This is a genomic window from Kitasatospora sp. NBC_01287 (genome assembly GCF_026340565.1).
GTDB lineage: Bacteria > Actinomycetota > Actinomycetes > Streptomycetales > Streptomycetaceae > Kitasatospora.
Genome location: NZ_JAPEPB010000003.1, coordinates 72,195 through 93,235 on the forward strand (window position 1 = coordinate 72,195; position 21,041 = coordinate 93,235).

The 21,041-nt window shown below is 69.2% G+C and carries 46 protein-coding genes; 4 read left to right on the forward strand and 42 right to left on the reverse strand.

Going from position 1 to position 21,041, the window contains the following annotated elements; translation table 11 throughout:
* Positions 1–41 precede the first annotated feature (41 nt).
* The 16 genes from OG455_RS41690 to OG455_RS41765 all read right to left on the reverse strand — a co-directional run bounded on the left by OG455_RS41690 (position 42) and on the right by OG455_RS41765 (position 5,641).
* Positions 42–266: a hypothetical protein gene (locus tag OG455_RS41690; RefSeq protein WP_266301811.1), complete on the reverse strand. Its 225-nt coding sequence runs from the start codon at positions 264–266 to the stop codon at positions 42–44.
* The gene (locus tag OG455_RS41695; RefSeq protein WP_266301810.1) at positions 263–514 is read right to left on the reverse strand and encodes a helix-turn-helix transcriptional regulator; all 252 of its coding nucleotides are present in this window, start codon (positions 512–514) and stop codon (positions 263–265) included. Before OG455_RS41695 ends, OG455_RS41690 begins: the two co-directional genes overlap by 4 nt.
* Before the next feature lie 6 nt (positions 515–520).
* Positions 521–700, reverse strand: coding sequence for a hypothetical protein (locus OG455_RS41700; protein ID WP_266301809.1), 180 nt, complete (start codon positions 698–700; stop codon positions 521–523).
* Positions 697–1,062, reverse strand: a complete 366-nt coding sequence (locus OG455_RS41705) for a hypothetical protein (RefSeq protein ID WP_266301808.1) — start codon at positions 1,060–1,062, stop codon at positions 697–699. Before OG455_RS41705 ends, OG455_RS41700 begins: the two co-directional genes overlap by 4 nt.
* A gap of 58 nt (positions 1,063–1,120) precedes the next feature.
* Positions 1,121–1,507: a hypothetical protein gene (locus OG455_RS41710; RefSeq protein ID WP_266301807.1), complete on the reverse strand. Its 387-nt coding sequence runs from the start codon at positions 1,505–1,507 to the stop codon at positions 1,121–1,123.
* 63 nt (positions 1,508–1,570) lie between these two features.
* On the reverse strand, positions 1,571–2,008 hold the full coding sequence (locus OG455_RS41715; RefSeq protein WP_266301806.1) for a hypothetical protein: 438 nt from the start codon (positions 2,006–2,008) through the stop codon (positions 1,571–1,573).
* A 71-nt stretch (positions 2,009–2,079) separates the two neighbouring features.
* Positions 2,080–2,259 (reverse strand): hypothetical protein, encoded by a 180-nt coding sequence (locus OG455_RS41720; protein WP_266301805.1) that lies wholly within the window; start codon positions 2,257–2,259, stop codon positions 2,080–2,082.
* Between the two features lie 17 nt (positions 2,260–2,276).
* A complete protein-coding gene (locus OG455_RS41725) occupies positions 2,277–2,552 on the reverse strand; it encodes a hypothetical protein (protein WP_266301804.1) in 276 nt (91 codons plus the stop codon).
* 3 nt (positions 2,553–2,555) lie between these two features.
* Positions 2,556–3,032 (reverse strand): hypothetical protein, encoded by a 477-nt coding sequence (locus tag OG455_RS41730; RefSeq protein ID WP_266301803.1) that lies wholly within the window; start codon positions 3,030–3,032, stop codon positions 2,556–2,558.
* A gap of 10 nt (positions 3,033–3,042) precedes the next feature.
* A complete protein-coding gene (locus tag OG455_RS41735; RefSeq protein ID WP_266301802.1) occupies positions 3,043–3,345 on the reverse strand; it encodes a hypothetical protein in 303 nt (100 codons plus the stop codon).
* Between the two features lie 10 nt (positions 3,346–3,355).
* Positions 3,356–3,790, reverse strand: a complete 435-nt coding sequence (locus OG455_RS41740) for a hypothetical protein (RefSeq protein ID WP_266301801.1) — start codon at positions 3,788–3,790, stop codon at positions 3,356–3,358.
* A gap of 100 nt (positions 3,791–3,890) precedes the next feature.
* Entirely contained in the window at positions 3,891–4,325 is a 435-nt protein-coding gene (locus OG455_RS41745) for a hypothetical protein (RefSeq protein ID WP_266301800.1), read from the reverse strand.
* Between the two features lie 60 nt (positions 4,326–4,385).
* Positions 4,386–4,757 carry a hypothetical protein gene (locus OG455_RS41750; RefSeq protein WP_266301799.1) on the reverse strand — a complete coding sequence of 124 codons (372 nt, stop codon included), beginning with the start codon at positions 4,755–4,757 and terminating at the stop codon, positions 4,386–4,388.
* Positions 4,754–4,942, reverse strand: a complete 189-nt coding sequence (locus tag OG455_RS41755; RefSeq protein WP_266301798.1) for a hypothetical protein — start codon at positions 4,940–4,942, stop codon at positions 4,754–4,756. The genes OG455_RS41750 and OG455_RS41755 overlap by 4 nt, the downstream gene beginning before the upstream one ends.
* On the reverse strand, positions 4,939–5,262 hold the full coding sequence (locus tag OG455_RS41760; RefSeq protein WP_266301797.1) for a hypothetical protein: 324 nt from the start codon (positions 5,260–5,262) through the stop codon (positions 4,939–4,941). The genes OG455_RS41755 and OG455_RS41760 overlap by 4 nt, the downstream gene beginning before the upstream one ends.
* A gap of 49 nt (positions 5,263–5,311) precedes the next feature.
* Complete coding sequence (locus tag OG455_RS41765; protein WP_266301796.1) at positions 5,312–5,641, reverse strand: hypothetical protein; 330 nt, start codon at positions 5,639–5,641, stop codon at positions 5,312–5,314.
* 177 nt (positions 5,642–5,818) lie between these two features.
* Between OG455_RS41765 and OG455_RS41770 the strand changes: the two genes are divergently transcribed.
* Together OG455_RS41770 and OG455_RS41775 are read left to right on the forward strand one after the other, a co-directional pair.
* Positions 5,819–6,100 (forward strand): hypothetical protein, encoded by a 282-nt coding sequence (locus OG455_RS41770; protein ID WP_266301795.1) that lies wholly within the window; start codon positions 5,819–5,821, stop codon positions 6,098–6,100.
* A 12-nt stretch (positions 6,101–6,112) separates the two neighbouring features.
* Positions 6,113–6,493 (forward strand): endonuclease domain-containing protein, encoded by a 381-nt coding sequence (locus tag OG455_RS41775; protein WP_266301794.1) that lies wholly within the window; start codon positions 6,113–6,115, stop codon positions 6,491–6,493.
* A gap of 59 nt (positions 6,494–6,552) precedes the next feature.
* Here the strand turns inward: OG455_RS41775 and OG455_RS41780 are convergent, their stop codons facing one another.
* From OG455_RS41780 to OG455_RS41900, 25 genes are all read right to left on the reverse strand, one after another.
* Positions 6,553–6,768: a hypothetical protein gene (locus OG455_RS41780; protein WP_266301793.1), complete on the reverse strand. Its 216-nt coding sequence runs from the start codon at positions 6,766–6,768 to the stop codon at positions 6,553–6,555.
* Between the two features lie 17 nt (positions 6,769–6,785).
* On the reverse strand, positions 6,786–7,166 hold the full coding sequence (locus OG455_RS41785; RefSeq protein ID WP_266301792.1) for an SLOG family protein: 381 nt from the start codon (positions 7,164–7,166) through the stop codon (positions 6,786–6,788).
* Entirely contained in the window at positions 7,163–7,507 is a 345-nt protein-coding gene (locus OG455_RS41790) for a hypothetical protein (RefSeq protein WP_266301791.1), read from the reverse strand. The genes OG455_RS41785 and OG455_RS41790 overlap by 4 nt, the downstream gene beginning before the upstream one ends.
* 38 nt (positions 7,508–7,545) lie before the next feature.
* Complete coding sequence (locus OG455_RS41795; RefSeq protein WP_266301790.1) at positions 7,546–7,728, reverse strand: hypothetical protein; 183 nt, start codon at positions 7,726–7,728, stop codon at positions 7,546–7,548.
* A 185-nt stretch (positions 7,729–7,913) separates the two neighbouring features.
* Positions 7,914–8,150, reverse strand: coding sequence for a hypothetical protein (locus OG455_RS41800; RefSeq protein WP_266301789.1), 237 nt, complete (start codon positions 8,148–8,150; stop codon positions 7,914–7,916).
* Complete coding sequence (locus OG455_RS41805) at positions 8,147–8,806, reverse strand: hypothetical protein (RefSeq protein WP_266301788.1); 660 nt, start codon at positions 8,804–8,806, stop codon at positions 8,147–8,149. The genes OG455_RS41800 and OG455_RS41805 overlap by 4 nt, the downstream gene beginning before the upstream one ends.
* Positions 8,803–9,897 carry a hypothetical protein gene (locus OG455_RS41810; RefSeq protein WP_266301787.1) on the reverse strand — a complete coding sequence of 365 codons (1,095 nt, stop codon included), beginning with the start codon at positions 9,895–9,897 and terminating at the stop codon, positions 8,803–8,805. Before OG455_RS41810 ends, OG455_RS41805 begins: the two co-directional genes overlap by 4 nt.
* Positions 9,898–9,985: 88 nt before the next feature.
* Entirely contained in the window at positions 9,986–10,468 is a 483-nt protein-coding gene (locus OG455_RS41815; protein WP_266301786.1) for an AP2 domain-containing protein, read from the reverse strand.
* On the reverse strand, positions 10,468–10,983 hold the full coding sequence (locus OG455_RS41820) for a single-stranded DNA-binding protein (protein ID WP_266301785.1): 516 nt from the start codon (positions 10,981–10,983) through the stop codon (positions 10,468–10,470). Before OG455_RS41820 ends, OG455_RS41815 begins: the two co-directional genes overlap by 1 nt.
* Positions 10,980–11,144, reverse strand: coding sequence for a hypothetical protein (locus tag OG455_RS41825; RefSeq protein WP_266301784.1), 165 nt, complete (start codon positions 11,142–11,144; stop codon positions 10,980–10,982). The genes OG455_RS41820 and OG455_RS41825 overlap by 4 nt, the downstream gene beginning before the upstream one ends.
* Positions 11,141–11,323 (reverse strand): hypothetical protein, encoded by a 183-nt coding sequence (locus OG455_RS41830; protein WP_266301783.1) that lies wholly within the window; start codon positions 11,321–11,323, stop codon positions 11,141–11,143. Before OG455_RS41830 ends, OG455_RS41825 begins: the two co-directional genes overlap by 4 nt.
* Positions 11,320–11,625: a WhiB family transcriptional regulator gene (locus OG455_RS41835; RefSeq protein ID WP_266301782.1), complete on the reverse strand. Its 306-nt coding sequence runs from the start codon at positions 11,623–11,625 to the stop codon at positions 11,320–11,322. Before OG455_RS41835 ends, OG455_RS41830 begins: the two co-directional genes overlap by 4 nt.
* Positions 11,622–12,239, reverse strand: a complete 618-nt coding sequence (locus tag OG455_RS41840; RefSeq protein ID WP_266301781.1) for a hypothetical protein — start codon at positions 12,237–12,239, stop codon at positions 11,622–11,624. Before OG455_RS41840 ends, OG455_RS41835 begins: the two co-directional genes overlap by 4 nt.
* Before the next feature lie 106 nt (positions 12,240–12,345).
* Positions 12,346–12,741 carry a hypothetical protein gene (locus tag OG455_RS41845; protein WP_266301780.1) on the reverse strand — a complete coding sequence of 132 codons (396 nt, stop codon included), beginning with the start codon at positions 12,739–12,741 and terminating at the stop codon, positions 12,346–12,348.
* Positions 12,741–12,977 carry a hypothetical protein gene (locus OG455_RS41850; protein ID WP_266301779.1) on the reverse strand — a complete coding sequence of 79 codons (237 nt, stop codon included), beginning with the start codon at positions 12,975–12,977 and terminating at the stop codon, positions 12,741–12,743. The genes OG455_RS41845 and OG455_RS41850 overlap by 1 nt, the downstream gene beginning before the upstream one ends.
* Positions 12,974–13,519, reverse strand: a complete 546-nt coding sequence (locus tag OG455_RS41855; protein WP_266301778.1) for a hypothetical protein — start codon at positions 13,517–13,519, stop codon at positions 12,974–12,976. Before OG455_RS41855 ends, OG455_RS41850 begins: the two co-directional genes overlap by 4 nt.
* Positions 13,520–13,523: 4 nt before the next feature.
* Positions 13,524–13,709 carry a hypothetical protein gene (locus tag OG455_RS41860; protein ID WP_266301777.1) on the reverse strand — a complete coding sequence of 62 codons (186 nt, stop codon included), beginning with the start codon at positions 13,707–13,709 and terminating at the stop codon, positions 13,524–13,526.
* A 32-nt stretch (positions 13,710–13,741) separates the two neighbouring features.
* The gene (locus tag OG455_RS41865) at positions 13,742–14,581 is read right to left on the reverse strand and encodes an exonuclease domain-containing protein (protein WP_266301776.1); all 840 of its coding nucleotides are present in this window, start codon (positions 14,579–14,581) and stop codon (positions 13,742–13,744) included.
* Positions 14,578–15,759, reverse strand: a complete 1,182-nt coding sequence (locus OG455_RS41870) for a hypothetical protein (protein ID WP_266301775.1) — start codon at positions 15,757–15,759, stop codon at positions 14,578–14,580. The genes OG455_RS41865 and OG455_RS41870 overlap by 4 nt, the downstream gene beginning before the upstream one ends.
* Positions 15,759–16,673 (reverse strand): hypothetical protein, encoded by a 915-nt coding sequence (locus OG455_RS41875; protein ID WP_266301774.1) that lies wholly within the window; start codon positions 16,671–16,673, stop codon positions 15,759–15,761. Before OG455_RS41875 ends, OG455_RS41870 begins: the two co-directional genes overlap by 1 nt.
* Positions 16,670–17,035: a hypothetical protein gene (locus OG455_RS41880; RefSeq protein ID WP_266301773.1), complete on the reverse strand. Its 366-nt coding sequence runs from the start codon at positions 17,033–17,035 to the stop codon at positions 16,670–16,672. The genes OG455_RS41875 and OG455_RS41880 overlap by 4 nt, the downstream gene beginning before the upstream one ends.
* Positions 17,035–17,301, reverse strand: a complete 267-nt coding sequence (locus tag OG455_RS41885) for a hypothetical protein (RefSeq protein ID WP_266301772.1) — start codon at positions 17,299–17,301, stop codon at positions 17,035–17,037. The genes OG455_RS41880 and OG455_RS41885 overlap by 1 nt, the downstream gene beginning before the upstream one ends.
* Positions 17,302–17,473: 172 nt before the next feature.
* Complete coding sequence (locus tag OG455_RS41890) at positions 17,474–17,764, reverse strand: hypothetical protein (protein WP_266301771.1); 291 nt, start codon at positions 17,762–17,764, stop codon at positions 17,474–17,476.
* Between the two features lie 81 nt (positions 17,765–17,845).
* Positions 17,846–18,025 carry a hypothetical protein gene (locus OG455_RS41895; protein WP_266301770.1) on the reverse strand — a complete coding sequence of 60 codons (180 nt, stop codon included), beginning with the start codon at positions 18,023–18,025 and terminating at the stop codon, positions 17,846–17,848.
* Positions 18,022–18,231 (reverse strand): helix-turn-helix transcriptional regulator, encoded by a 210-nt coding sequence (locus tag OG455_RS41900; protein ID WP_266301769.1) that lies wholly within the window; start codon positions 18,229–18,231, stop codon positions 18,022–18,024. Before OG455_RS41900 ends, OG455_RS41895 begins: the two co-directional genes overlap by 4 nt.
* 237 nt (positions 18,232–18,468) lie before the next feature.
* Between OG455_RS41900 and OG455_RS41905 the strand changes: the two genes are divergently transcribed.
* Together OG455_RS41905 and OG455_RS41910 are read left to right on the forward strand one after the other, a co-directional pair.
* On the forward strand, positions 18,469–18,915 hold the full coding sequence (locus tag OG455_RS41905) for a helix-turn-helix domain-containing protein (protein ID WP_266301768.1): 447 nt from the start codon (positions 18,469–18,471) through the stop codon (positions 18,913–18,915).
* A gap of 49 nt (positions 18,916–18,964) precedes the next feature.
* On the forward strand, positions 18,965–19,453 hold the full coding sequence (locus OG455_RS41910; RefSeq protein ID WP_266301767.1) for a hypothetical protein: 489 nt from the start codon (positions 18,965–18,967) through the stop codon (positions 19,451–19,453).
* Positions 19,454–19,457: 4 nt separating this feature from the next.
* Here the strand turns inward: OG455_RS41910 and OG455_RS41915 are convergent, their stop codons facing one another.
* Positions 19,458–20,984 (reverse strand): recombinase family protein, encoded by a 1,527-nt coding sequence (locus OG455_RS41915; protein ID WP_266301766.1) that lies wholly within the window; start codon positions 20,982–20,984, stop codon positions 19,458–19,460.
* Positions 20,985–21,041 lie beyond the last annotated feature (57 nt).

A 21,041-nucleotide genomic window follows, 5' to 3' on the forward strand; every position in this document is an offset into this window, starting at 1 on the left:
CTGGCACATCGGACAGATCCTCTCGTCCTCGAACCGGCCCGTCATGACGGGCGCGGGTGCACGGTGCGGCAGGGCCGGCAGAACCCGGGGCGGCCGGTGCACGGCTCGGCGTCGGGCTGCTCGGGCTCGGCGGGGCCGTCGATGGCGGCTTCGATCTGCGTACGGACGTCGGCCGGCAGCGTCTGGGCGAGCCGCAGGACGCGGGTCAACGCCTCCTCGGCAGCATGCAGGTTCCGGCGGACCTGCGCGCCGTAGTGGTCGGTCATCTCTGCTGCTCCTGTGCGGTGATGAGGTCATGGGCGAGGTGGACGGCATGCGCGCGGTCGCGGGCGCCGAGCTTGAGGTAGGCGGTGCGCAGGTAGGTGCGGACGCTCTCGAACGCGATGCCCAGGTCGTCGGCGATGGCCAGGTTGGTGCAGCCCTGTGCGGCGAGGGCGAGCACCTGGACCTCCCGCCGGCTGAGCGGCCGGGCGTGCAGTTCCTCGGGGACCGGGCCGGGGCGGATAGGCGTCATGGCTGGTCAGTTCTCCTCGGGGTTGATGGCGAACAGGCCACTGGCGGCCGCGCGGCAGAGGTTCTCGGCGCCGGTGACGACGTCGCGCTCCTCGCGGGCCCGGTCGGAGCGGGCCGCTTGCCGGATGCAGCCAGCCGCGATCAGCACGGAGGCGGCGCAGCACAGCGACCAGCCGGCGGGCGTCATGACGGGGTGCCGAGGATCGCGCGGGCGACCGCGAGGGCGTGCTGGTACTCCTCAGCCATCGGCCCGTGCTCGCCGACCTCGACGCCGGTCAGGGAATCCAACCAGCGGGCGAGCGCCAAGCCGACGCCGGGGTGCAGCAGGGCGATGTACTCGGCGGTCGGCCGGTTCTCTTCGGCGAGGTCGGCGCCGGTCTTCATCGTCCACGCTTCCTTGCTCTTGTCGCGGTCGTTGTCGACGCGGAGGAAGCCGTACGCCTCGTGGACGATCCACGGGCCGGCCGCGCGGTGGTTGGCCTCGTTGGCGAGCGCCCGCAGCTTCTCGGCGGCGGCGCGCAGGGTCTGGGCGGGGGTCTGGTCGGGCACGGTGCTCTCCTTTGGGGTGGGCCGGGCCGTACGGGACGGCCCGGCGCGGGGTGGCAGGTCAGCGGGCAGCCGCAGCTACCTGCTCGGCGATGCTGGCGATGAACTCGGCCCGCATGTCGGCGGGCATGTCGGAAAGGAACGCGAAGTGGACCCGGATCAGCGGCCGCCCGTCGTCGCTCGCGTTGACGTCGACGTGGTCCTCGCTGGGCTCTAGGTCGTCGGCGCCGAGCCGGATAGCCCAGTGGCCGAGGGGCGCAGCCTTCCGCCGCAGATCGTGGATGGCGAGCTGGGCGGTGTGGAAGTCGTCCTCGCTGAGGGCGTCCCAGGGCTGCTCGCCCTCCATGCCCTCGCCGACGCCGCCAAAGTCGGGGTCCTCGGCGTGGGCGTCGTACTGGAGGGCAGCCTCGGCGTGGAGGTCGGCGGTGGTGTACGGCTGGTCGGTCATCGTGGGTTGCTCCTCAGCAGGGGATGGTGTCGGTGTCGTCGGGTGTGGGTGGCGGCTCGGCGGTCACTCGGCGGTCTGCCGCGCGGCCAGCGCCCAGGACCAGGCGGGCCCGTCGAGTTCGCCGTTGGTCGTGAGCGGCTCTGCGAGGACCGCAGCGGCGATCGTGAACGCGACCCGGTGCGGCTCAGCGGTGATGGGGATCGGCAGCGGCTCCAGCGGCCCGTTCGAGTGGTCGGCGTTCAGCTCGGCGATCACCCAGCCCCGCGAGGCATCCCAGGCGACGAGGACACCGTCTTCGAACCGGCCGTGCGCCTCGCCGATCATCAGCAAATCGGAGGTGTCCCAGGTGAGGACGGCGGACGGGACGGCGGTGATGCCGTCCTCGGCGTACTCGTCACTGTCGGAACCGTCGAAGTCGTCCGGCCGGATGCCGGCGGCGGTCAGGGCGTCATCGACGCGGTCGAGGTAGATGTCGGCCTGGGCCATGGTCATGTCGGTCACGGTGGTGTGCTCCTTCGTGGTGGGGCCGCCGGTCAGCGGCCCCGGGTGGATATGACGGGCGTCAGTAGGCGTCAGTTGTCCGGGTTGGGGTCGACGAGCTGCATGCCGAGTGCCTCGCGCAGTTCGTCGTCCAGGAACAGGGCGACGGGCCGGCCGTCCGCAGCAAGGCAGCAGACGATCGTCTCGTCACCGGGGATGCTCGGATCGGGGTGGATGACGGTGCGGTCCCAGCGGACGGTCAGCGGGTCCACGGTGGTCCTTCCGGGGGTCAGGGGTGGTGACGGCCGTCAGAAGCGGTGCGGGTGGCGACCGGCCACGCCTGGCGGCAACCGCTGCCCTGGCAGCGCACGTGCTCCGGGACGCCCTCCAGGGACCACATGAGGTCTTCGTTCAGGACCGATCGGCCGCAGCGGGACATCTGGCCGTACAGACTCGGCTTGCCAGCGACGTGGACGACCTTGTCGGTGCGGGTGTTCGGCCGGTTGTACCAACTGGCGTCCCGCTGGGCTGCCCATGGCTCGTCGGCGGTTTCGGTGGTGGCCACGGGTCAGCCCTCCTTGCTGGTGCGGGCGGCGAGCAGCAGGTCGCGGGCGCGGTCCATGCCGTCGGCGGCGTGGCGGCCGGCGTCCTCGTACACGGCCGCGCGGTTCGCCTGGAGCAGCTCGGCGGCTTCAGCGAGGACCTGGTCGCGGTGCTGCGCCTGCTCGGCGCGGAGCCGGTCCACCTCCGCGAGCACGCGGCCGAGGTCGGTGTCGCTGCGCCACGCCGGGTGCGTGGTCTGCTCGTGCCGGGTGCGGATGGCGGCGAGCTGCTGGTCGGTGAGCGGGGTCGGGGTGTCGGCCTGCGCGCTGGTGGTCCCCTGGTAGGTGTGGCTGTACTCGTCGCGGTTCGGGTCGTCGTAGCAGTCGATGCAGATCCGGGGCGCGATGCCGTGGAACGGGTGGTGACGGTGCCGCGGGTGTCCGCAGCTGATGCACGGGCCGCGCTCGGCGGTGGCGTCGGCGGTGGTCGGGGTGTCGGGCATCGCGGGCTCCTCAGGCAGACGGGGTGGTGGGGGTGCGCTTCTCGGAGTGGGCGAGCCAGTCGCTCCAGCCGCACGCGGCGTCGTGCAGGCTGTTCATCGCCTGCTGCACGCCGCCCGGCACGATGCCCTCCGGGAGGGTCCGGAGGGACTGCCACCAGTCGGTGACCTCCTCCAGCAGGGCGGCGGCGATGTCGGCACCGGGGCGGGCGTCGAAGGCCACGACGGAGTCGGTGGGGTCGACGCCGCAGATGAACATGCGCGGGGTGTAGACGCCGCTGTTGGGCATCCGCTCAGTGCCGGGCGGGGTGGGCATGGTGGGCTCCTCAGGCAGTCGGGGCAGCGGCGGGGTGGACGCGGGTGATGTGGCCGTGCAACTCGGCCTCGGCCGACCCGTCGTCCACATGCCACGAGCTGGTCAACCAGGCGCAGTGCGGGCAGATCCGGATCACCTTCGCGTCGAACTCGCGGCGGGGCGCCCCGGCGAACGGGTTCAGCTCCGGGAACTCGTAGGTGCAGTCATCGGCCTCGCACTCGTACGGGTCCGCGCCGGGCTCGTCACAGCGGCAGATGGGCGCCTGGTGGCGGCTGCTGCTCTTGGCGTGGAGCAGCGCTTTTGTGAGCGCGCCCGACTGGCTGCCGGCGTGGCCGACGACCGGGATCCCGGGGCAGATGCGGCAGTCCCAGAACCAGAGGCGGGTGGTGTCGTCCCAGGCGATGCCGAGGGGCTTCGTTTGGCCCTTGAGGCGGCGGTAGGTCATGGCGGCGGGCTCCTGGGGGTGCGTGGCGGTGTGTGGGGTTGTGTGGGGTTCTGTGGGCGGGTGGGTGGCGTGACCGGTCTGCGCGGCGGCCGGCGGGCCGTCAGCTTGCAGCGCGGCGCCAGTAGTAGGCCTTCTGCCTGCAGCTCTTGCCGCAGTACGCGGTGTCGACTCGCCCCTCCGTGACCGGCTCCTCGCAGAAGGCGCACAGCGGCCTCGAAGGGGCCAGCACCAACCGCAGGGCGGCACGATCACGGAGGCGCCGCGGCCGGTCGTCCAGGTGCCTCGGCTCGACACAACCCGGCATCCCGCAGCCGGCCTTGACCGGCCCGACCGGATCCGTTCCGTTGGCGAGCCGGAACCCGATCCGCGCAGCGGTATACCGGGCCCCGTGGTGTGTGAGGACACCGACGCCGTGACCGTCGCGGGCGCCGGTCCAGGCGAGGTGTCCGCCAGGAATGGCTTCGGTGCGGGCGTAGAACGCGGCGATCAGCGAGTCCGGAAGAGCCCGGACGAACTCGGCGGGTGCGGTGGACATGACGGGCTCCTCACGGGGCAGCGGGTGGGGTGGCCGCCGCAACAGCGGCCACCAGGCGGGTCAGCTGGTCTTGCGGCGCCGGACGGTGATGCCCGGTCCGGTTTCGGTGCCGTCGGGCTCCACGTGGGTCAGGTCGAACCAGGCGTCGTGCTGGCCGCCGGGGCGCTGCTCGTCCCACTCCAGCCGGCCGATCTCGCTCAGGTACTGCGACCGGAACCAGGCCTCCGCAGCAGCCTTCGCCGGCGCCTCGGCGTTGGTGTAGCCGATCAGGTAGTCCGACACGTTGCCGGGCTCGTACACGGCCTCCCAGGCGGGCAGGAGTTCGTCACGGAAGGCGTTGAGCAGGCTTTCGGTCTTGTCGCCATACAGGTCGCCGTACGGGTCCTCGTCTACGCGGCGAGACCATCGCCAAAGGTCATCACGGGCGCTCATGAGTTCTCCTTGGTGGTCGGGTTGGCGCGGGCGGCACGACGGGCCGTCATGCGGGCCTTGATCTGCTCCTGCGACGGCGGCGTCCACTGGTGCCAGCCGACCGGCGGCTTCCACCGCTGGTAGTGCACGCGGTCGGGGATGCCGCAGTGACCGCAAGCGGACGGCTCGTCCGTTGCGCGGCTCACGCGGTCCACCACTGCGGCAGGTTCTCGCGGACCAGGACGGCAACCCACGCCGCACGATCCGCCTTGGGCACGTACCGCCACACCTCGGCCCGGTGGCCCTGCGGCCCGGCCGTTCCGTCGGAGTTGCGGAACAGGCCCTTGACGGTGACCTCGACCACGCGGGGGATTGCGAACGACGGGTGCTGCGAGTAGTTGATGGTGATGCGGGTCGGGACGAGCGTGTCGCTGCCGGAGTGGATGTCGGGGGCGCCGTTCGGCAGGTCGTAGGTCACGGTCTGCTTCTCCTCGTACGGGACGGCGGTGACGGTCCGAGTGGTCATGAGGGTCTCCTTGCGGGTGGTGGTGCGCGGACTGGGGGCTGGCTGGCGGTCAGGCGGCGAGGGCGAGCTTGGCAGCGACGATGCGGTACTCGGCCTTGCGCGGCCGGTAGGCGGCGGCGATCCGGGCGATCTGCGCGGCGGTGTAGCGGTAGGTCTTGCCGATCACGCCGGCGGCGACCTTCTCCGTGCGGGTCTGGACCTTGCCGAGCTGGCCAGTGGTGCGCAGGTCGCGGGCGGCCTTGCGGAGCGCCGCGGTGACACCCTTCACGGCGGTTGTGTCGGTGGTGGCCTTGCGGACGTAGGTGGCGATCGTGCGCTTCTGGTTGGCGCGGCGGCGGGCCTTGACGATCTGGCGGGCTTCGCGGGTGGTGGCGAGCATCGGGGCCTCCGGGTGTGTGGCCGGCGATCCTGCCGACACCCAGAACATTAGCCAAGTAGCTTGGACAAAGCAATATGGACAACCAGACTTGACCAAGATTCTTTGATAAGCTGTACTCGACAAACCAAGCAGCCTGCCCCATGGCCATGGCCAAGCACCTTGTGCGACCATGCGCACATGACCGACTACACCCCAAGCCCCCAGTTCACAGCCGCACTCGAAGCCTTCGACGAAGCCCAGCAAGCAGCAGAGGCAGCACGTCACGCACTCCGCGCCGCAGTCGCCGAAGACCTCAAGACCTACGACATCACCAACGACGTCATCGCCGAGCACCTCCCGTGGTCCGCCGAGACCGTCCGCAGCATCGCCCGCGAGTACGACGTCCCCCGCAAGCGAAAGCCCACCGTCCGATCCATCAAGCCCCAGAAGCGCACCGCCGGAGGCAAGCCCTCCGGCTGACCGGAGGAACGCATGCCCGCCATCCACCACAGGAACTGCCAGCACAGCGCCTACCGTCTGACCTGCGAAGACTTCGAGGCTATCTGGGAACACGCGGGCGGAAAGTGCGAGATCTGCCGAGCAGCGCCAACAGAAGAGCGCCACGGGGGGTTGGTCATCGACCATGCCGGTGAGTACAGCTACTTCGCCGTCCGAGGGCTGCTCTGTCGAAAGTGCAACCGCCTTATGGGCGAGGTGGACAGCGGGCGCGTGAAGGACGAGCGGGCATACGCCTACTGGGAGAATGCGTGGTTCGTTCGCGTGCTGCGCCAGCGACATGCCGCCAACATTGCTGATCGCCGCGCACGTCGCTGGTCCACGCCCGTCGAAGGTGAAGACAACCCCCAGGACTGACCCGCCCCGCCCCCGCCCAGCCACACGGCCACCGCCGTGGGGCGTCTTCTGCTGCCCGCTCACGACTGCCCACCGGTCGGCAGAACCAGCCCCGTGATCCCCGCGTCCAGGTCCAGCCACACCAGCAGCGTCACCAGCGCGTCAGCATCCGGAGCACCACCGCCTCCCATCCGCACGAGCGTCGACGCCGACAAGCCCAACTCGGCGGCCAGCCGGCGCCACGACAAGCCACGCTCCCGACGGCGCCCGTCGACCCGCCGGTAGAGCTCCGCCACGTCCAGTCGGTACGCGCTCACCGCCGAGCCCCCAGATCCCGCACCGGAATCCCAGCCGCAGCCGCACGCCGCATGCAATCCCGCGTGCCGACCGACCGGCCCAACGGGAACGCGAGACACACCACCGCACCAGCAGCAACCATCGCCTGGTTCCGCAACGGACCCGCCGCCCGACCGTGCTGCGCCCAGCCCGCCACGTGCACCTCGACCATCACGTCGCGCGCAGCAGCCCACTCCCACGCCAAACGATCCGCGCCCGTCGGACAGCCGCCGTGCACCACGACAATCCCGTCGTGCCCGGCCTGCAGAGCGTCGTGCCAGGCTTCCAGCAGCGCCGCCTCCACCGCTGCGGCGTCAGGCCAGGACCGGCTACCCGTCACCAACACCCGGGCCGTCACGACGCCTCCCCGAGCCCCTGCCGGAACAGCCACCGCTGCGCCGCATCCAACCTGGCCGTATGCGGCTGCCGCGGCGGCTCAACACCCCGCACCGACCGGCACCGCTCACCAGCCGCAGCGCCACAAAACCCGCAAGGCACCACCTGCGGACCCGACAACGCCAACTCCCGCACCGCCTCGTCCCGCTGACGCCGCGCCTCATCCAGATCCGCGGTCAGCTTCCGAATCCGACCGCCCGCGCCACCCAACTGCGACGCCAGATGCACCACGCCGATGCGCAGTTGGTGGGCCTCGGGCGGTGTCAGGGCGCGCCGTTCCGTGCGGTCCACCAGGTTCAGCAACTGCTCCCTTGTCGGCAGCTCCGGCTTCCCCGCGGCGTTCACAACTCCACCGCCCCGCTGCGCACGAACCGCTCGTCGGAGCCGGGTTTCTGCCAGCACAGCCCCCACGGGTGCTCGACCGAGACGAGCCCCGCATCTGCCGGGGGTATGCACCGGCGGGTGCCGTCGGCGAACGAGCCCTTGCGGTGCATCGCTGCGGCCGAGTCCGAGTTGAACGTCACGTGGCAGCCGGCTGCTGCGCAATGGGCGCGACGCAGGCCGGTCCAGCGGGCCCCGCACGAGCACGAGATGGCGCTCCGGGCCGGGGTGGGGGAGTCGGTGTCACCCATAGGTGCCTCATTTCGCTGTCGTAGTTTTGCTAGAACGGTCTCTCGGGCCGTGGACGGAGCTGGGCAGCTTCGGGGTGCTACGCGGCCTTGTGAGCGTTTCCCTTGCACCGCGCACCCGGAGCGCTATTGGACGGCCCGTCAACGGCCCGCGTTGTGCCACGGCCCGTCGGCGCCACCACCAGCCAGCCGTCCTCCCGCAGAGCCCTCACGATCAGCCGCCCGTACGCGGCCCGCTCCGCCGCCGGGTGATCGTCGAGGACGCCCTGGATCAGCGCCGCCACCGCATCGGGTACCGGGCTGACCTGGGAGGTCATGACGCTTCCTGCGGATCGGCGTCGGTCACGACGTACAGGTCCTGGGTCTTCTTCCAGGCGTCCCGCCGGCTCGGGTGCGTGCCCTGCTGCATGCGCTTGCCCCTCGTGGTCCGGCAGGGGTTCCAGGCCTCTGCGCGGCAGGCGTGCAGCGGGCAGGGAATCGCCAACTCGGGCCACTGGCCGCGCTTGGCGCCGATGCCGGCCGCGGCGAGCTCGGCGCGCAGGTGCTCGGGGATCTGTCCGATGCGGGCGACCGTGTCGGTGACGCTGGGGTGCGGGCCGCCGGTGATCTCGCGGATCGGTTCGGCTTCGATCCGGCCGTCGGCGATGGCCCGGATCTGGGCGCGTCGGCGTTGCACGAACTCGGCGCCGGTCTCGTCCCGGTCGAGCGCCGGGTAGGTGAACGCCCCGTCGGGGATCCGTTCGGCGCGGATTTCGGCACGCAGGGTGCGGACGTGGTGGGGTTCGAGCCAGCGTCGGGCGTCGGGCTTCTCGGGTGGGGTGGCGAAGTAGCGGGCGACGGCGTTGAGGGTGTCGCGGTCGAGGGGGGTGTCGTGGAGGGCTGCGGCCCAGGCGCGGGCGTCGACTTCGCCGATGGTGCGGCGGTCGAAGGCGGCGATGTGGCCGAGGAGGGTGGCGGCTTCGCTGGGGGTCATTGGTTTTCCTCTGCGGCGAGGCGGGCTGCGAGCTGGGCCGCGTCGTGGACGCGGCGGTCGGCGGTGGAGAGTTGGCGGCCGTCGGTGCCGGTGGCGGCGAGTTGGGCGCCGGCGTTGCGCTTGCGCTGGGCTTCGAGCCGCAGCCGGTCGTACTGGGAGCGGAGCTTGGGCATAGCCATGACGTTGGATCGCCAGAACTCGTCGGCCTGGCACCAGCGGATCGCACCGAGGACCTCGTCGAGGGTCCGGCCGTCCTTGTCGAGCATCAGGCGGGCGGCGTCGCGCCAGCGCTGGGTGACGGTGGGTCGGGTGCTGCCGTTTTCGTGGACGAGGTCGGCGAGGAGCTGGCAGGCCTGTTCGACGTCGGCGCGGCGGGTGTCGGCCTCGTGCGGCTTGGCCGCCGAGTTGTCTTTCTCCCTGCTCCCTTGCTCCCTGCTCCCTGCTCCCTGCTCAGGGGTGAGGGTTTCGTGAGGTGCTCCGGAGAGGTTCACGACATTCTCGTGAGGGTTTTCGCAAGGGGTCTGATCAGCGGTGATGTTGTTCGAGGGCTTGATGGAAGAGCCGCGGTCGAGCAGGGACACGACGGAGCCCTTCAAGGGGGTCTCGCCCTTGAAATCAACCCCTCCGGAGGGTGGAAATGAGGCTCCAAAAGGGGCCGGAGAGACACTCATGAGTCCCTCGCGAGACTTTCGTGAGCGGTCCCGCTGGCGGGGCGGATTCGCCCCACGCCACATCAGGAAGTCATCCGGCTCGTCGTCCGGGCACGGGGGCACCCTCGGCTTACCCGGGTGCTGCGGCTTCTGGTGCTCCGGCCAGTTCGGGCAGTGCAAGTACCTTCGGCCATCGACCTCGTAGCGGCAGACGGGGCCCGACTCGGCCATTGTCTCCAGCCACTTGTCGACGACATCCGGCGTGACGCCCCGATCGCGGGGGAAGCAGTCGGAGGCGATGAGGAGTTCGTCGTCGACACCGCGGCCGTAATCGTCGAGGTAGCCCCAGAGCAGCACGAAGAAGTAGCGGACTTCGAACGGCCACGACGACACCGTGATCGAGGTGCGCAACTCGGGCTTGATCGAGCGGATACGTGCCATGCGAGGCTTCTTTCGGGTGGGTGCGATAGGGGCGTGAGGGCGCCGGGGTGAGCCCGGCCGGCGGAGTAGTCCGGCCGGGCGGTTCGGGTCAGGCCGCGGCTGGCGGGGGAGCAGCGAACGCGCCCCGGTCAAGTTCCCTGCGGGCGGCCTCGACGGCTTCCGCAGCCTGGTCCGGGGTGTCGAAGGTGCCGAGGTTCCGGGACTTGCGGTGGCGCTTGATCTTGGCGACGTAGCGCTTGCCGCCCCGGTCGCGGTAGACGCCGAGAGGTAGATCCCGGGCCGCAACACGCCGGTTGAGATTGGACTCGGTGGGCGTGACGATCCGCAGGTTCTCGCGGCGGCAGTCGAGGATGTCGTGGTTGATGTGGTCGACGATCACGCGATAGCCGGTGCCAGCTGGGACGTTCATGAGCCAGCGGTGGAGGAGCATGACCTGGCCGTCCCACATCTGGGCGTAGCCGTGGGAGCCGATGGAGAGCTTGCGGCCAGCGAGCCGGGCGACGTCCTCCTCATCCAAGAGGATGTCGACGTAGACGTCTCCGGCCTTGGCGGGGACGGCTATGGCGGTCATCAGAACGGCGCCTGATCGTTGTTCTGCGACGCACCCCAGCCGCTGCCGCCCTGCGATCCGCCGCCGCCCCAGCCGCCCTGCTGGCCCTGCGGCTGCCCGCCCTGGTTCCACGGGTCCTGCTGCGGAGCCTGGCGCTGCTGCCCTCCGCCCTGCTGCTGGGAGTTGGCCTTCTCGACGCGGGCGGTGGCCCGGTTGAGGTCGGGGCCGATGGCGTCGAGCTTGATGGCGAGCTTGGAACGCTTCTGGCCGTCCTTGTCCTGCCAGTTGTCCTGGACGACCCGGCCGGCGGCGATCACCGTCATGCCTTTGGCGAGTGAGGAGGCGACGTTTTCGGCGAGCTGCCGGAACCCGGTGCAGTCCCACCAGGTGACGTCGGTGTCCGACCAGTTGCCCTGGTCGTCCTTGGTGCGCCGGGAGGTGACGATGCTGAGCTTCACAATCGCTGTGCCGCTGGGACTGAAACGCAGCTCGGGATCCTGTCCGAGGCGGCCGGTGAGGGTGATGGGGGCGCTCATTCGGGGGTCCTGTCGTTGGAGGCCTGCTCGGCGCAGACCTTGTGGGAGGGGTGTCGTTGGTTGTCGCGTAGGTGGGTGGGGCCGCCGCAGTACTGGCAGGGCAGTGGTTTGGCGGCCCAGTGGGAGCGGTCACGCCAGTCGAGGAGCCGGGGCTCGCTCACGCCTGGTCGAGGCCGAGCATGAGCAGGAACAGGTGCCGCTCTTCGTCGTCGCGGGCGCAGCGCCTAACGGTGACAAGGGCGTTGAACTTCTCCGCGGGGGTGTTGGTGGCACCGCTGGTGGGGTAGTTGTCGGGCCGGTCGACGGGGTCGGAGAACCCGGTGCGGCGCGGGGCGGTCACGCCGCGGCTTTCTTGCGGTTGTTGCGGCGGTGCTGCTGGTACCGCTCGTCGGGCGTGAGGCCGGCGCGGATGCCGTGGCGGCCTTCGGCCGCGATGCCGCCCTCTTGGCGCATCACGTCGTCCAGGCAGAGCTGCCTGACAGGGCAGGCATCGCAGATGCTCTTGGCGTAGAGCAGGTCCTTGTAGGCGGTGGCCTTGCCGGTGCCATCGGCGAACCACAGTTCCGGGTCGTGGTCGCGGCAGTCGGCGTCGTAGTGCCAGTTCGGGACGCTGGTGTCGAAGAGGAACCGGGCCCTGCTCACTGGGTCACCCCCATGTGCGGCCAGACGGCCTTGTCGAGGGCGGCACGGTTGGCCTTCGGCATGTCGGCGATCGGGTGGCCGAGGTAGTCGCGGCCGGCAGCCATGAGGACGACGGCGTCGGCGAGGTTGTCGTCTCCGCCGGTGGACCAGGCGGTCCAGCGGCGGGCGACTGCGTCGACCACCGCGGTCTTGGGCGCGTTGCCCTTGCCGGTGGCGTACAGGGCCCGCTGATTGGGGGTGAGTAGCGCGACGGGGATGTAGCTGCTGTTGAGCCAGCGGTACATCTCCCACCACAGCCAGGCGCGTTCGTGGCTGCCGCCGCCGGTGCGGGAGGGGGCGGGGAGTTCAAGGACGACGAGGTCGGGGCAGCCGATCTCGTTGGTGATGCGGTCACGGAGGTTGACGAGTTCGCGCATCCGCTCGACGTGGGGGAGATTGCTGAACTCGCGGCCACGCTTCTTCCGGTCGGGGTAGCCGACGCTTTCGCACCAGCCGAGGGAGGAGGCGATGCCGGTTCCGGTGGAGCTGGCGGATCCGATGGCGGTGTCGAGTCCGATGACTGAGGGGGAGTCGACGATGTGGGGTGGGAGAGCTTCGACGGGGAGCAGGGTCATGGTCGTCTCCATGCGAGGGAGAGGGCGGTGAGGGTGGCGCCGACGATGGCGAGCAAAAGGGCTGCGTCGACGGGTTCGTGATGCTGGAGCAGGTGCAGCAGGCGAGTCATGCGGCCTTCGTGGGGATCCAGGTGCGGGAGCCGTCCATGCCCCAGATCGCGGAGATGGTCATCTCACGGGTGGTCTCGTTGTCGGGCTCGCGGATCGCGGGCTGCCCGTCGGCTGGGGCAGGGACGCTGACAGCCGTGGCCTCGGCGTGCCGGGCGACGAGTTCGGCGTGTTCTCCGAGGAGGTTCTCGTGCTGGCCCTGCAGCTCATGAAGGTCGGCGGCGAGGTGGTTGGCGACCGCGGTGACGGTGTCGCGTTCCCGGCCGACCTTGACGTTGTCGGCGGCCTGGCGGAGAGCGACGAGGAGCCACAGGTTGCGCTCGTGAGTGAGGACGGGGATGCGGTCGGCGGCGCGGTGCTGTCCGCGACCGTGCCACCAGTCGGCGAGGCGCATCAGAGGTCTCCGGCGTAGGTGGAGTGGCCGCAGGTGGTGCAGCGGCGGCATGTGGTGTCGTGGACGATGTGCGGCTGCACGGAGGCGCAGGTGGGGCAGTGCGCGAAGGCCTGGACCAAGCCGAGCGGCCCGGTCGGGCCGGCTGCGGCCGGCTTCCGGATCCACTTGCCGAGGAGTAGCGCGGCGGTGCCGAGCGTCGCGGCCAGGTACCCGCCCATGCCCAACGCGGCCCTCACGACGCGGCCTGGAGATGCGTGGCGGGTCTGCGGGTCTCCCGGTCGGCATCCATGTTGGCCTGCTGCAACGTCGCCAGCAGGGCTTCCAGTTTGGTGATCTGGTCGACTCGCTGCGCGAGCTGCTTCCGAGTCTCGTTGAGCTGAGAGACCGCGTCGGCCCCGGTTCTCGGCAGTGGCATCAGGGCCCGGTCGCCGCCCTCCCACCGGTCCAGGCGTGTGGCCTGGTCAGCAATGAGGGATCCCTGTTCGGCGAGCGCCTTGCGGTAGCGGGCAGCGCCCCGGGCCAGGCGCTTGATCCGACGGTTCGCCGCCGCGCTGAGTTCGATCCAGACGTCGCGGTCGGCTTCGAGCCTGGCGATCTGCCACCGATCGGCGCGCTCGGCCTTGGTGCGGTCCGTGGCGAGTTGCTTGGCTATCGCCTCCCAGTCGGGCGCGACAGGCAGGCCGGCCTGCTTGGCGGTGAGATCGTCGATCTTCTGGTGCAGGTAGGCGTTGCGGGCTTCGAGTTCCGCGATACGGCGTTTGCTGCCTGGGAGATCCATGGTGCTACTCCTGGGATATGGCGGTGTCGGCCGGCAGAAGCTGGTGGCCGATGGCGAGTGCGATGGTGTGGGTGGCGTTGGTGGCGCCGAGGGCGGTCATCGCGTCGCGGAGGTGACGGCGGCCCGTGTCGACGGGGATGCCCTGCTTGGCGATCTGCGGGAAATCCAGGCCCCGGGCGAGCAGGGACAACACCTGCACCTGCTCGCCCGACAACCCGGGTGTTACGGCGGCGGAAGGGCGGCCCCGCTGGCCGCCACCGCCTGACGGAAAGGACGCAGAGGCCAACTGCCGTCCACCACAGCGTTCGGATCCCCGCCCCGCTCAGCTGGAGCCGTACGGAACCACTCCTGAAGCGATGCCGCCTGCTCCCTGGCCCACACCACCTGCCGGTCGTGCAATTCATCCAGAGACAGGCCTGCGACGGTGCCGAACCGGGCGTACCGGTTAGACAGCACCCACGCCGGATATCCGGACGGGCCACGGTGCGCGATCTCACCGATCCACCACGCGACTCGGGCCGACACCATCGCGTCGAACTCGCAGCCATGTGCGGCCTCGTCGTCCCACGACAACCCGAAGACCTGAGCCACCGTCTTCAGGACCCGGGCGCCCTGCTCAGCCGAGACACGCTTACGTCGCGTCAGAACCTGCTGGTCGAGAACCCGGGTGTCGATGACCGGCCGGATTGGCTGGCCGCAGATGTCCTCCAGACCGCCCAGCCCGTGGCGCCGGCACTCCCGGTCGAGGAGCGTCAGGTCGTATGACACGTTGTGCCCGACGAGCGGTACCCCGGCCGTAACGAGTTCGGCGACCGCAGTGGCGATCTCCTCGACCCCCTTGGCGGCATCCATGCCCTCGGCCTCGGCCTGGGCCGTGCTGATGCCATGAATCTTCGTGGCGTCGATCGGAATCTCGATACCAGGGTTGAGCAGCCACGTGCGCGGCTTGACCGTGGTGCCGTCGATGTAGATCACAGCAGCGGTGACGATCCGGTCCTGCTCGACGTCCACGCCGGTTGTTTCTAGGTCGAAGGCTGCTCGCGGACCCAGCTGCCAACTCATCGCGTCCCCGCCTTCAGGGAGGTGAGGAACTCCCGCAGCTGAGTGGTCTCGGCCGACCCGGGCATCGTGCCGCCGGAGAACTCGGCGAACCTTTCCTCGGTCTGGCTGGTGGACCAGCCCCGAGCGCCAGCCGCGGCGACGATCTGGAACCACACCTCGGTCGGGTCCTCGTCATTCACGATCTCTGGCTCGATCACGTCGTCCTGCGAGTCGTGGAACAGCGCAGACACCTGAGCCGCCTCGTCCTCGGCGCTAGTACCGCCGTAGTCCCCGGGGTTCGACAGACGCTCGGTCAAGCCGCCGTCGTTACGAACCTTGCCCGCTCCGATCTGCTCCAGCGTGGCCAGGTACGCGACTGGAGCACCTGCGGCTGAGGCCTCCTTGTAGAGCAGCCGGACCTCCTCGACCGTCTTTGCGGCCATGGCAAGGGCGTGGAAGTCCTTCGGTGGCCCCGCCTGTACGGTCGGGGCCTCGATCGCTGCCCGCCCCGGAGCGGCAGCAACCTGCCCAGCGCCGCCACGGAGCTGACCGGACATCAACTCCGTCGGAGTGATCTCCACATCGAGCGTCGGCACCATGAACCGGGCCGGCCTCTCGTCCCGCTGAACGAGCTTCTCCTCCATGCCGAGCCAGCCCGGCACGTACCCGCCGACCTGCGCGAGGAGTTCAGCGGCTGGCGGTAGCTCGACCGCTGCGTAGTAGCCCTTGGAGACGAGCAGCCACTGACCGAGTGCCGGCAGGTCACGCAGCATCACGTTGACCCGGGTCGTGATCGCGCACTCGCGGTTCACCGGGTCGCAGAGGCACGGCTTGTCGCTCTTGTGCTCGGTGGCGCCGTCGCAACGGCGGACGCACTTCGAGCCCTTGAACAGCTCGTACCACTGTGAGACCGCGTTCTGCGGAGGGATCACTACGGGCAGTCGGTCAGCGGTGGAGTACACCTCGAACTCGGACGGCCCACCGTTCGCCGGCGTCCACGGCTGCACAGTTCCGCCGTACAGGGCGGCGACCTGCTCGAGGATCTGCCGGGACGGTGAGGTGAAGCGAAACTTGTCGAGCTTGGCCGGGCGCAGGATCTTCTTCCCGGTCGTCTTGCTGACCTTGCCGGTGTCGACGACGTGGCCGATGCGGATCTCACCGAGCTGCCGCATTCGGCGCTGCAAGTCCAAGATGGGCATCAGGCAGCCTTCTTCTCTGTGAGGGCGGGGAGGGCGAGAGCTGAGCCGACGACCTTCTTCGACAGGCCCGATGTCCACTCGGCGGCCCGCTGGATGACGAGGAACGCCTTGAACACCTCGTGATCGCAGCGCACCGGAACCAGCCGGTAGCCCTCCGGTCGCAGATGCAGCACCACGCCCATAGAGTGCGTTGGGGGCATCTCGACCTTCGAACCGTCACGCAACCAGCACACAGCGGCGTTCCGGTACGCGGCCATCTGCAAGCCGGCTTCCGGGTACACGCCGCGGACATCCAACTCACCACCGGTCTTCGTGTCGCCCATAAAGACGGTGTCGGCGGCGACCTCGAAGTGGGCCGCGAGGACAGGCGAGCGCAGCAGGTAGTCGAGGGTGCCGGCGTAGCCCTGCTGCAGGCTGCCGACGACCATCTCGGACGCCTCGAAGGTGACCTGCCACTCGTCGACGAATCGGGTGAAGTGCCTCAGGTAGGGGTTGAGTTCGGGGCTTTCGACGAGTTCCTCGGGCATGGGCTGGCCGAGGACGTGCGCCTCGATGAGGCGGTGCACGGCGGATCCGATGTCGGCGCGTTCGTCCTTCTTGCGGATGTGGGCGCGCTTCAGCCAGGCGGTGATCTGGGCCCGCTCGTCGGGGCGCAGGCTTGCTGCGACGAGGCGGGGAAGGTTGTCCATGGCTGTGTCGGCAGTGATGTTGCCGGCCCACATGGTGAGGGCGTCGCCCTTGGCGCAGCCTTGTTCAAGGATGGTGGTGACGCGGCGGAGTCTGGTGCCGGTGACGGGGTCGCGGTACCAGCCCTGCGAGGGCTTCGGGATGCGCTCCTCGCCGACCGGTGCGGGCTTGGTGGTGCGGCGTCGGCCGGCCGGAGCTGAAGCCCCGGCCTCGCTGGTGATGGTCACGCGACCCACCTGTCCTGCTGGTGCGGGAAGGCCGACAGTGGCGCGACCCGAGACCGGAGCGTGCTGTCCGCCGCAGTCTTCAGCTCACAGGCCAGCCGGTAGGCGTCCGAGGGACTCAACTCCGCCTCCGCCTCTGGCAGCTGCAACTCGCCCTCGATCGAGGCGACCGCCTCGTCCCACGCACCCGCCGGGGCCGGTAGGACGTCCGCGAGCATGTCGAGCTGAGCCGTCACCAGGTCCGGCCGCTCCCGCCACACCTCAGCCAGTGCACGCCACATCTGGTCCGCGACCAGCCGATCCCGCAGCACCACCCTCAGCAGCGCCACGTCATTACGGGCGTGCAGACTCTCGTCATGACCCATCAGGCGGCCCTCATCTCGTTGTGCTCGTGCACCGGACGCCCGCACCCGCACACCTGTGCGGCCGGGCAGATCGTCGCCAGCTGGGTTCGCAGATAGCCGGCCCGGTCCTCGTCGCCGTCGATCAGCGCGAGGAGCCACAGATCACCAACCAGCTCACGTTCAGCCACCGTTACCGGGTGGTGGACCACGCAGTGGCAGGCGAACGGATCCGGCTCGGCCGGAGCGAAAACGCTCTGCCGGCGATGGGGAAGATGGAGGAGATTCACGCCGCACCGCCGAGCCTGTCGTGCTTGCGGCACCGCTGAACCTGCTTCCGGTATAGGCGACGGGTCTGCACGGACCAGGTCAGCGGGTTCCGCCCGCAGCGGTCACAGAGGGCCTTGAACAGGGCCAACTCGTGCTGCCACTCCTTCGCGGACGGCTCCGCTGGCCTCGCGTTCATGCCGCCACCGCCGACTCGCCGTCAGAGATCGCGAACGGCCAGCCATCGCGGGCCACCGGCAGATCGGGCAGCACCTCGTCCTCGCCGGTGAAGGTCTCGTACACGGCGCTGGTGGTGACCAGGCGCCACCGCAGGCCGCCCAGGCCGAACCGCTGGCCGTCGCGGACTTCGTCGCGGCTGCCGACGGCCAGACCGCGGTGCGTGCGCAGGTTGGTCAGATACAGGTCGTTCAGGTCGTTCAGGGTGCCGACGGTGATCGTCGGACGGAGATCGGTAGGCTTGTCCACGGCCTGCTCCTTTTCGTGATGGTTGGTGGGGTAGGTCAGGGCCGTTCCGTGGGTCGCACCACGGGCGGCCCGCTTCATCGGTCAAGCGGCTTCTGCGGCGCCGAGCGCTTCGAGTGCCCGCATGCGCTCGTATGCGGGGCCGAGGATCGGCTGCAGCTCCGCGATGACCTCAGCGCTGGGTGGCGGCGCGGCTGCAACGAGTAGGCGGATCTCGGCCAATATTTCTGGGCCGAGGATGCGCAGGTGGTCCTCGGGGGTCATGCCGCACCCTCGAGCGGTTCGTCGAGCTCGTCGACGCTGACGTTGTAGGCGCGGGCAATCCGACGCAGCCGAGGCAGGCGCGGAACTCGGCTCCCGTTCAGGTAGCGGGAGACCGACCCCTGGTCGAGGCCCGTCGCTTTGGTGATCTCCGCGATGTTCTGGCCTGCGGTGATGCGCTTGAAGTTGTCGTGGAAGGTCTTGCTCATGAGTCACCTCCGTTCGTCATGCCGTGAAGCATCATGCTCACAGGCATGACGTTAGACCTGCATCATGCTCGATGGCAAGACGCGGAGCGGTTCTTCATGCTCGATGGGTTGGCATATGCCAGACGCAAGTTGGTGATGGCCGACGTTCCCTTATGTCGCCACGGATGGCCTGACCTGTAGAGTTGCTTATGAGCATGACCGGTGACAGGCGTCATGCGAGCTAGCTAGCATCACCACATGGACGGTCCCACCGTGAACACGTCACTCAAGCAATTCGCCGACTACATCCGCCAAGCGGCCCTGGACGCCGGCTACGAGGTCGACCGCATCAACAGCGGCGCCATCAAGCGCCTCGCCGCCGCCGCAGGCATGTCCCAGTCCACAGTCAGCCGACTCATCCTCGGCGAGCGCATGCCACGAGCCGAGTACTTCACCGGCCTCGCACGCGCCCTCGGGAAGGACCCCCTTGAGCTGTTCCGCGAATCCGGAATCCTCCCAGCCGAAGAGCGGTCACAAACGCTCCCGGAGCCAGTAGCATCGCCTCCTATCACTCCTGATGATGTGGCAGATGCCTGGAGGCTCGACCCCTTCGGCCGCGAGATGGTGCACGCCCTCTTCCAGCGCCTCGCTGAGCCAAGCGCCGACACCTCCGACACCATCGAGAGCGCGGCACAGGACGGCTGACCTCAGGGGGTCAAAAATGTACAGGCGATCGTGGGGCCGCACAGCCCTAATGGCAGCGGCAGCGGGGGCATTCACGATCCTGATCTACACCGTCAACCCCAGCGGCGCCGAAATCTCAACCGCAATCGTGGGATGCACGATCACCGTGCTCATCTTCATACGCCGCTGGCTCGCACACCTCGAGGAACACCTCACCGATACCACCGAGGAGCGCCGGGGCCTCGCCGAGCGCACTGCACAAAGCCAGGCCTCCCACATGGCAAACATCGCCGCACGCAACCGCCTCCGCGTCGCCGCGGCCGAGGAAGAGGCTCGCAACGAGGAGCGCCTCACCGAGGCGATAGCAGACATGCGAGATGAATTCGAAAACACCCGGGCCCAGGAGCTCTGCAAGGCATACGAGATCGGGGCCCTCAACGAGCGGAACGGCATACACAAAGAGGGCGTCAACATCCCGGCCGGATCTCTGATCTACCTGGCCGACCGACGCCCTACCGGCGCCCCCCTGGCGAACCCGGCGCGGCAGCCCAACCCCTAGCACCTCAATCCCGGCCTACCCCAGAGCGATCAGATGGCGAGACGAACCCAGGTGCGCCACGAAACGTCAGGCCAACCCGCTCGGAACGAAACCGCCGCTCCCCATGGCTCGACGCAGGCCGCAGCTCGATGTTGACCACCGACCTGAGGACCCGCCGCTGCTCCGAGAGCTTCAGCTGACCCCAGGTCCTGTGGAGCTCCTTGACAGGAACGCCTGCGAGCCGGCCCAGGAGAGCGTCCTGGGGAGTGAGGAGCCGGCTCAACTCGATCTCATCCCGCTCGACCTGCGGCAAAAGGAGCCTCTCAGTCGTCGCGAGCGATGCGATCGACAGCCGCGGACGGCCATCGTCATCCAGCTCCCCGGCCATCGACCTCGCCGTTTCGAGCTGCTCCTTCATGCTGACAATCCGGTTCTGCAGCTTCCTGATCTGCGAGACGTCCTGCTTGGGTCCCAGTGCAGCCGTGGCGGCCGGTGACGACAGCCACTCGATGACTGAGGCCTCCACGTACGCATCCAGAACCTCCTTCAGGATCATGACGTGGCCACTCGCGGTAGGGCACCGGTAGCGGGCGGCGCCCTGACGGCGCGACACACGCAGCACAGACTCCGGGAGGCGCTTGCCCGCCTTGAGGCAGGGGGCACACCACGCAAGGCCAGACAGCAGGTGCACGAGCCGGTTCTCGCGCATCGTCTTCCGGCTGGAGTCCTTCAGGATGTGCTGCACCTGCTCGAAGAGCTCCGGCCAGTCAGGGTCGTCAGTGATGGGCTCCCACTGGCAGTTCGGCATTTCCTGGCCCTTGTACATGCGGACGCCCAGGTACGAACGGTTCTTCAAGATGACCCGCAGGCTCGTCAGAGACGCCCGCGGTCGGTGCTTCTGCAACGTGGAAACCACCGAGCTAATCGACTCACCTGATGCGACGCGCTCAAACATCTCGACGACGTCCACGGCCTGAGTAGGATGCGGGAACTGACCCAGAAGATGACCATCCTCCGGGTCGTACCGCCGCGTGTAGCCGAACGGGGCGTAGGAGTGAGGAGCCCCCCGTTGCGCGTTGAGTCGAGCGGTCCTCTGGCTGCGGCCGATGATGCTCTCGGCCTCCTCCTCGGACTGCACGGCGTCCCGCGTGAACTCCTTACGGTCCGCGGGGACATGCATGTTGTAGATGCGCCCGTCGTAGCACAGCAGCACGTTCGTGTCCTCGCACAACGTGCGCAGCTCGAGGGATACATCGAGACGCCGGGACGCACGGGAGCGCTCCGCGTAGACGACGATGTCGACCAGGCCGGCCTTGATGTCGCTGACGAGCCGGTTGAAGTCTTCGCGCTCCTGCTTGGCGGCCCGACTTGCGGATCGGTCCCGATCCTCGTAATAGTCGACGATCGCCCAGCTGTGGTCGTCGCATTCGACCTCGCCGACGGCGAACTGGTCGCGGATCGAGCGGCCCCGCTTCTTGGGGTCGCTGCTGGCGCGCCCGTAGAGCGCGGCTCGGTAGGGGGTGTCGCGACGGGGGAGGATGCGGGTAGCCATGGCGTCACGCTACTCGCCTGCGCTGACAACATGCCCCGCTATGGCTTAACGACCTGG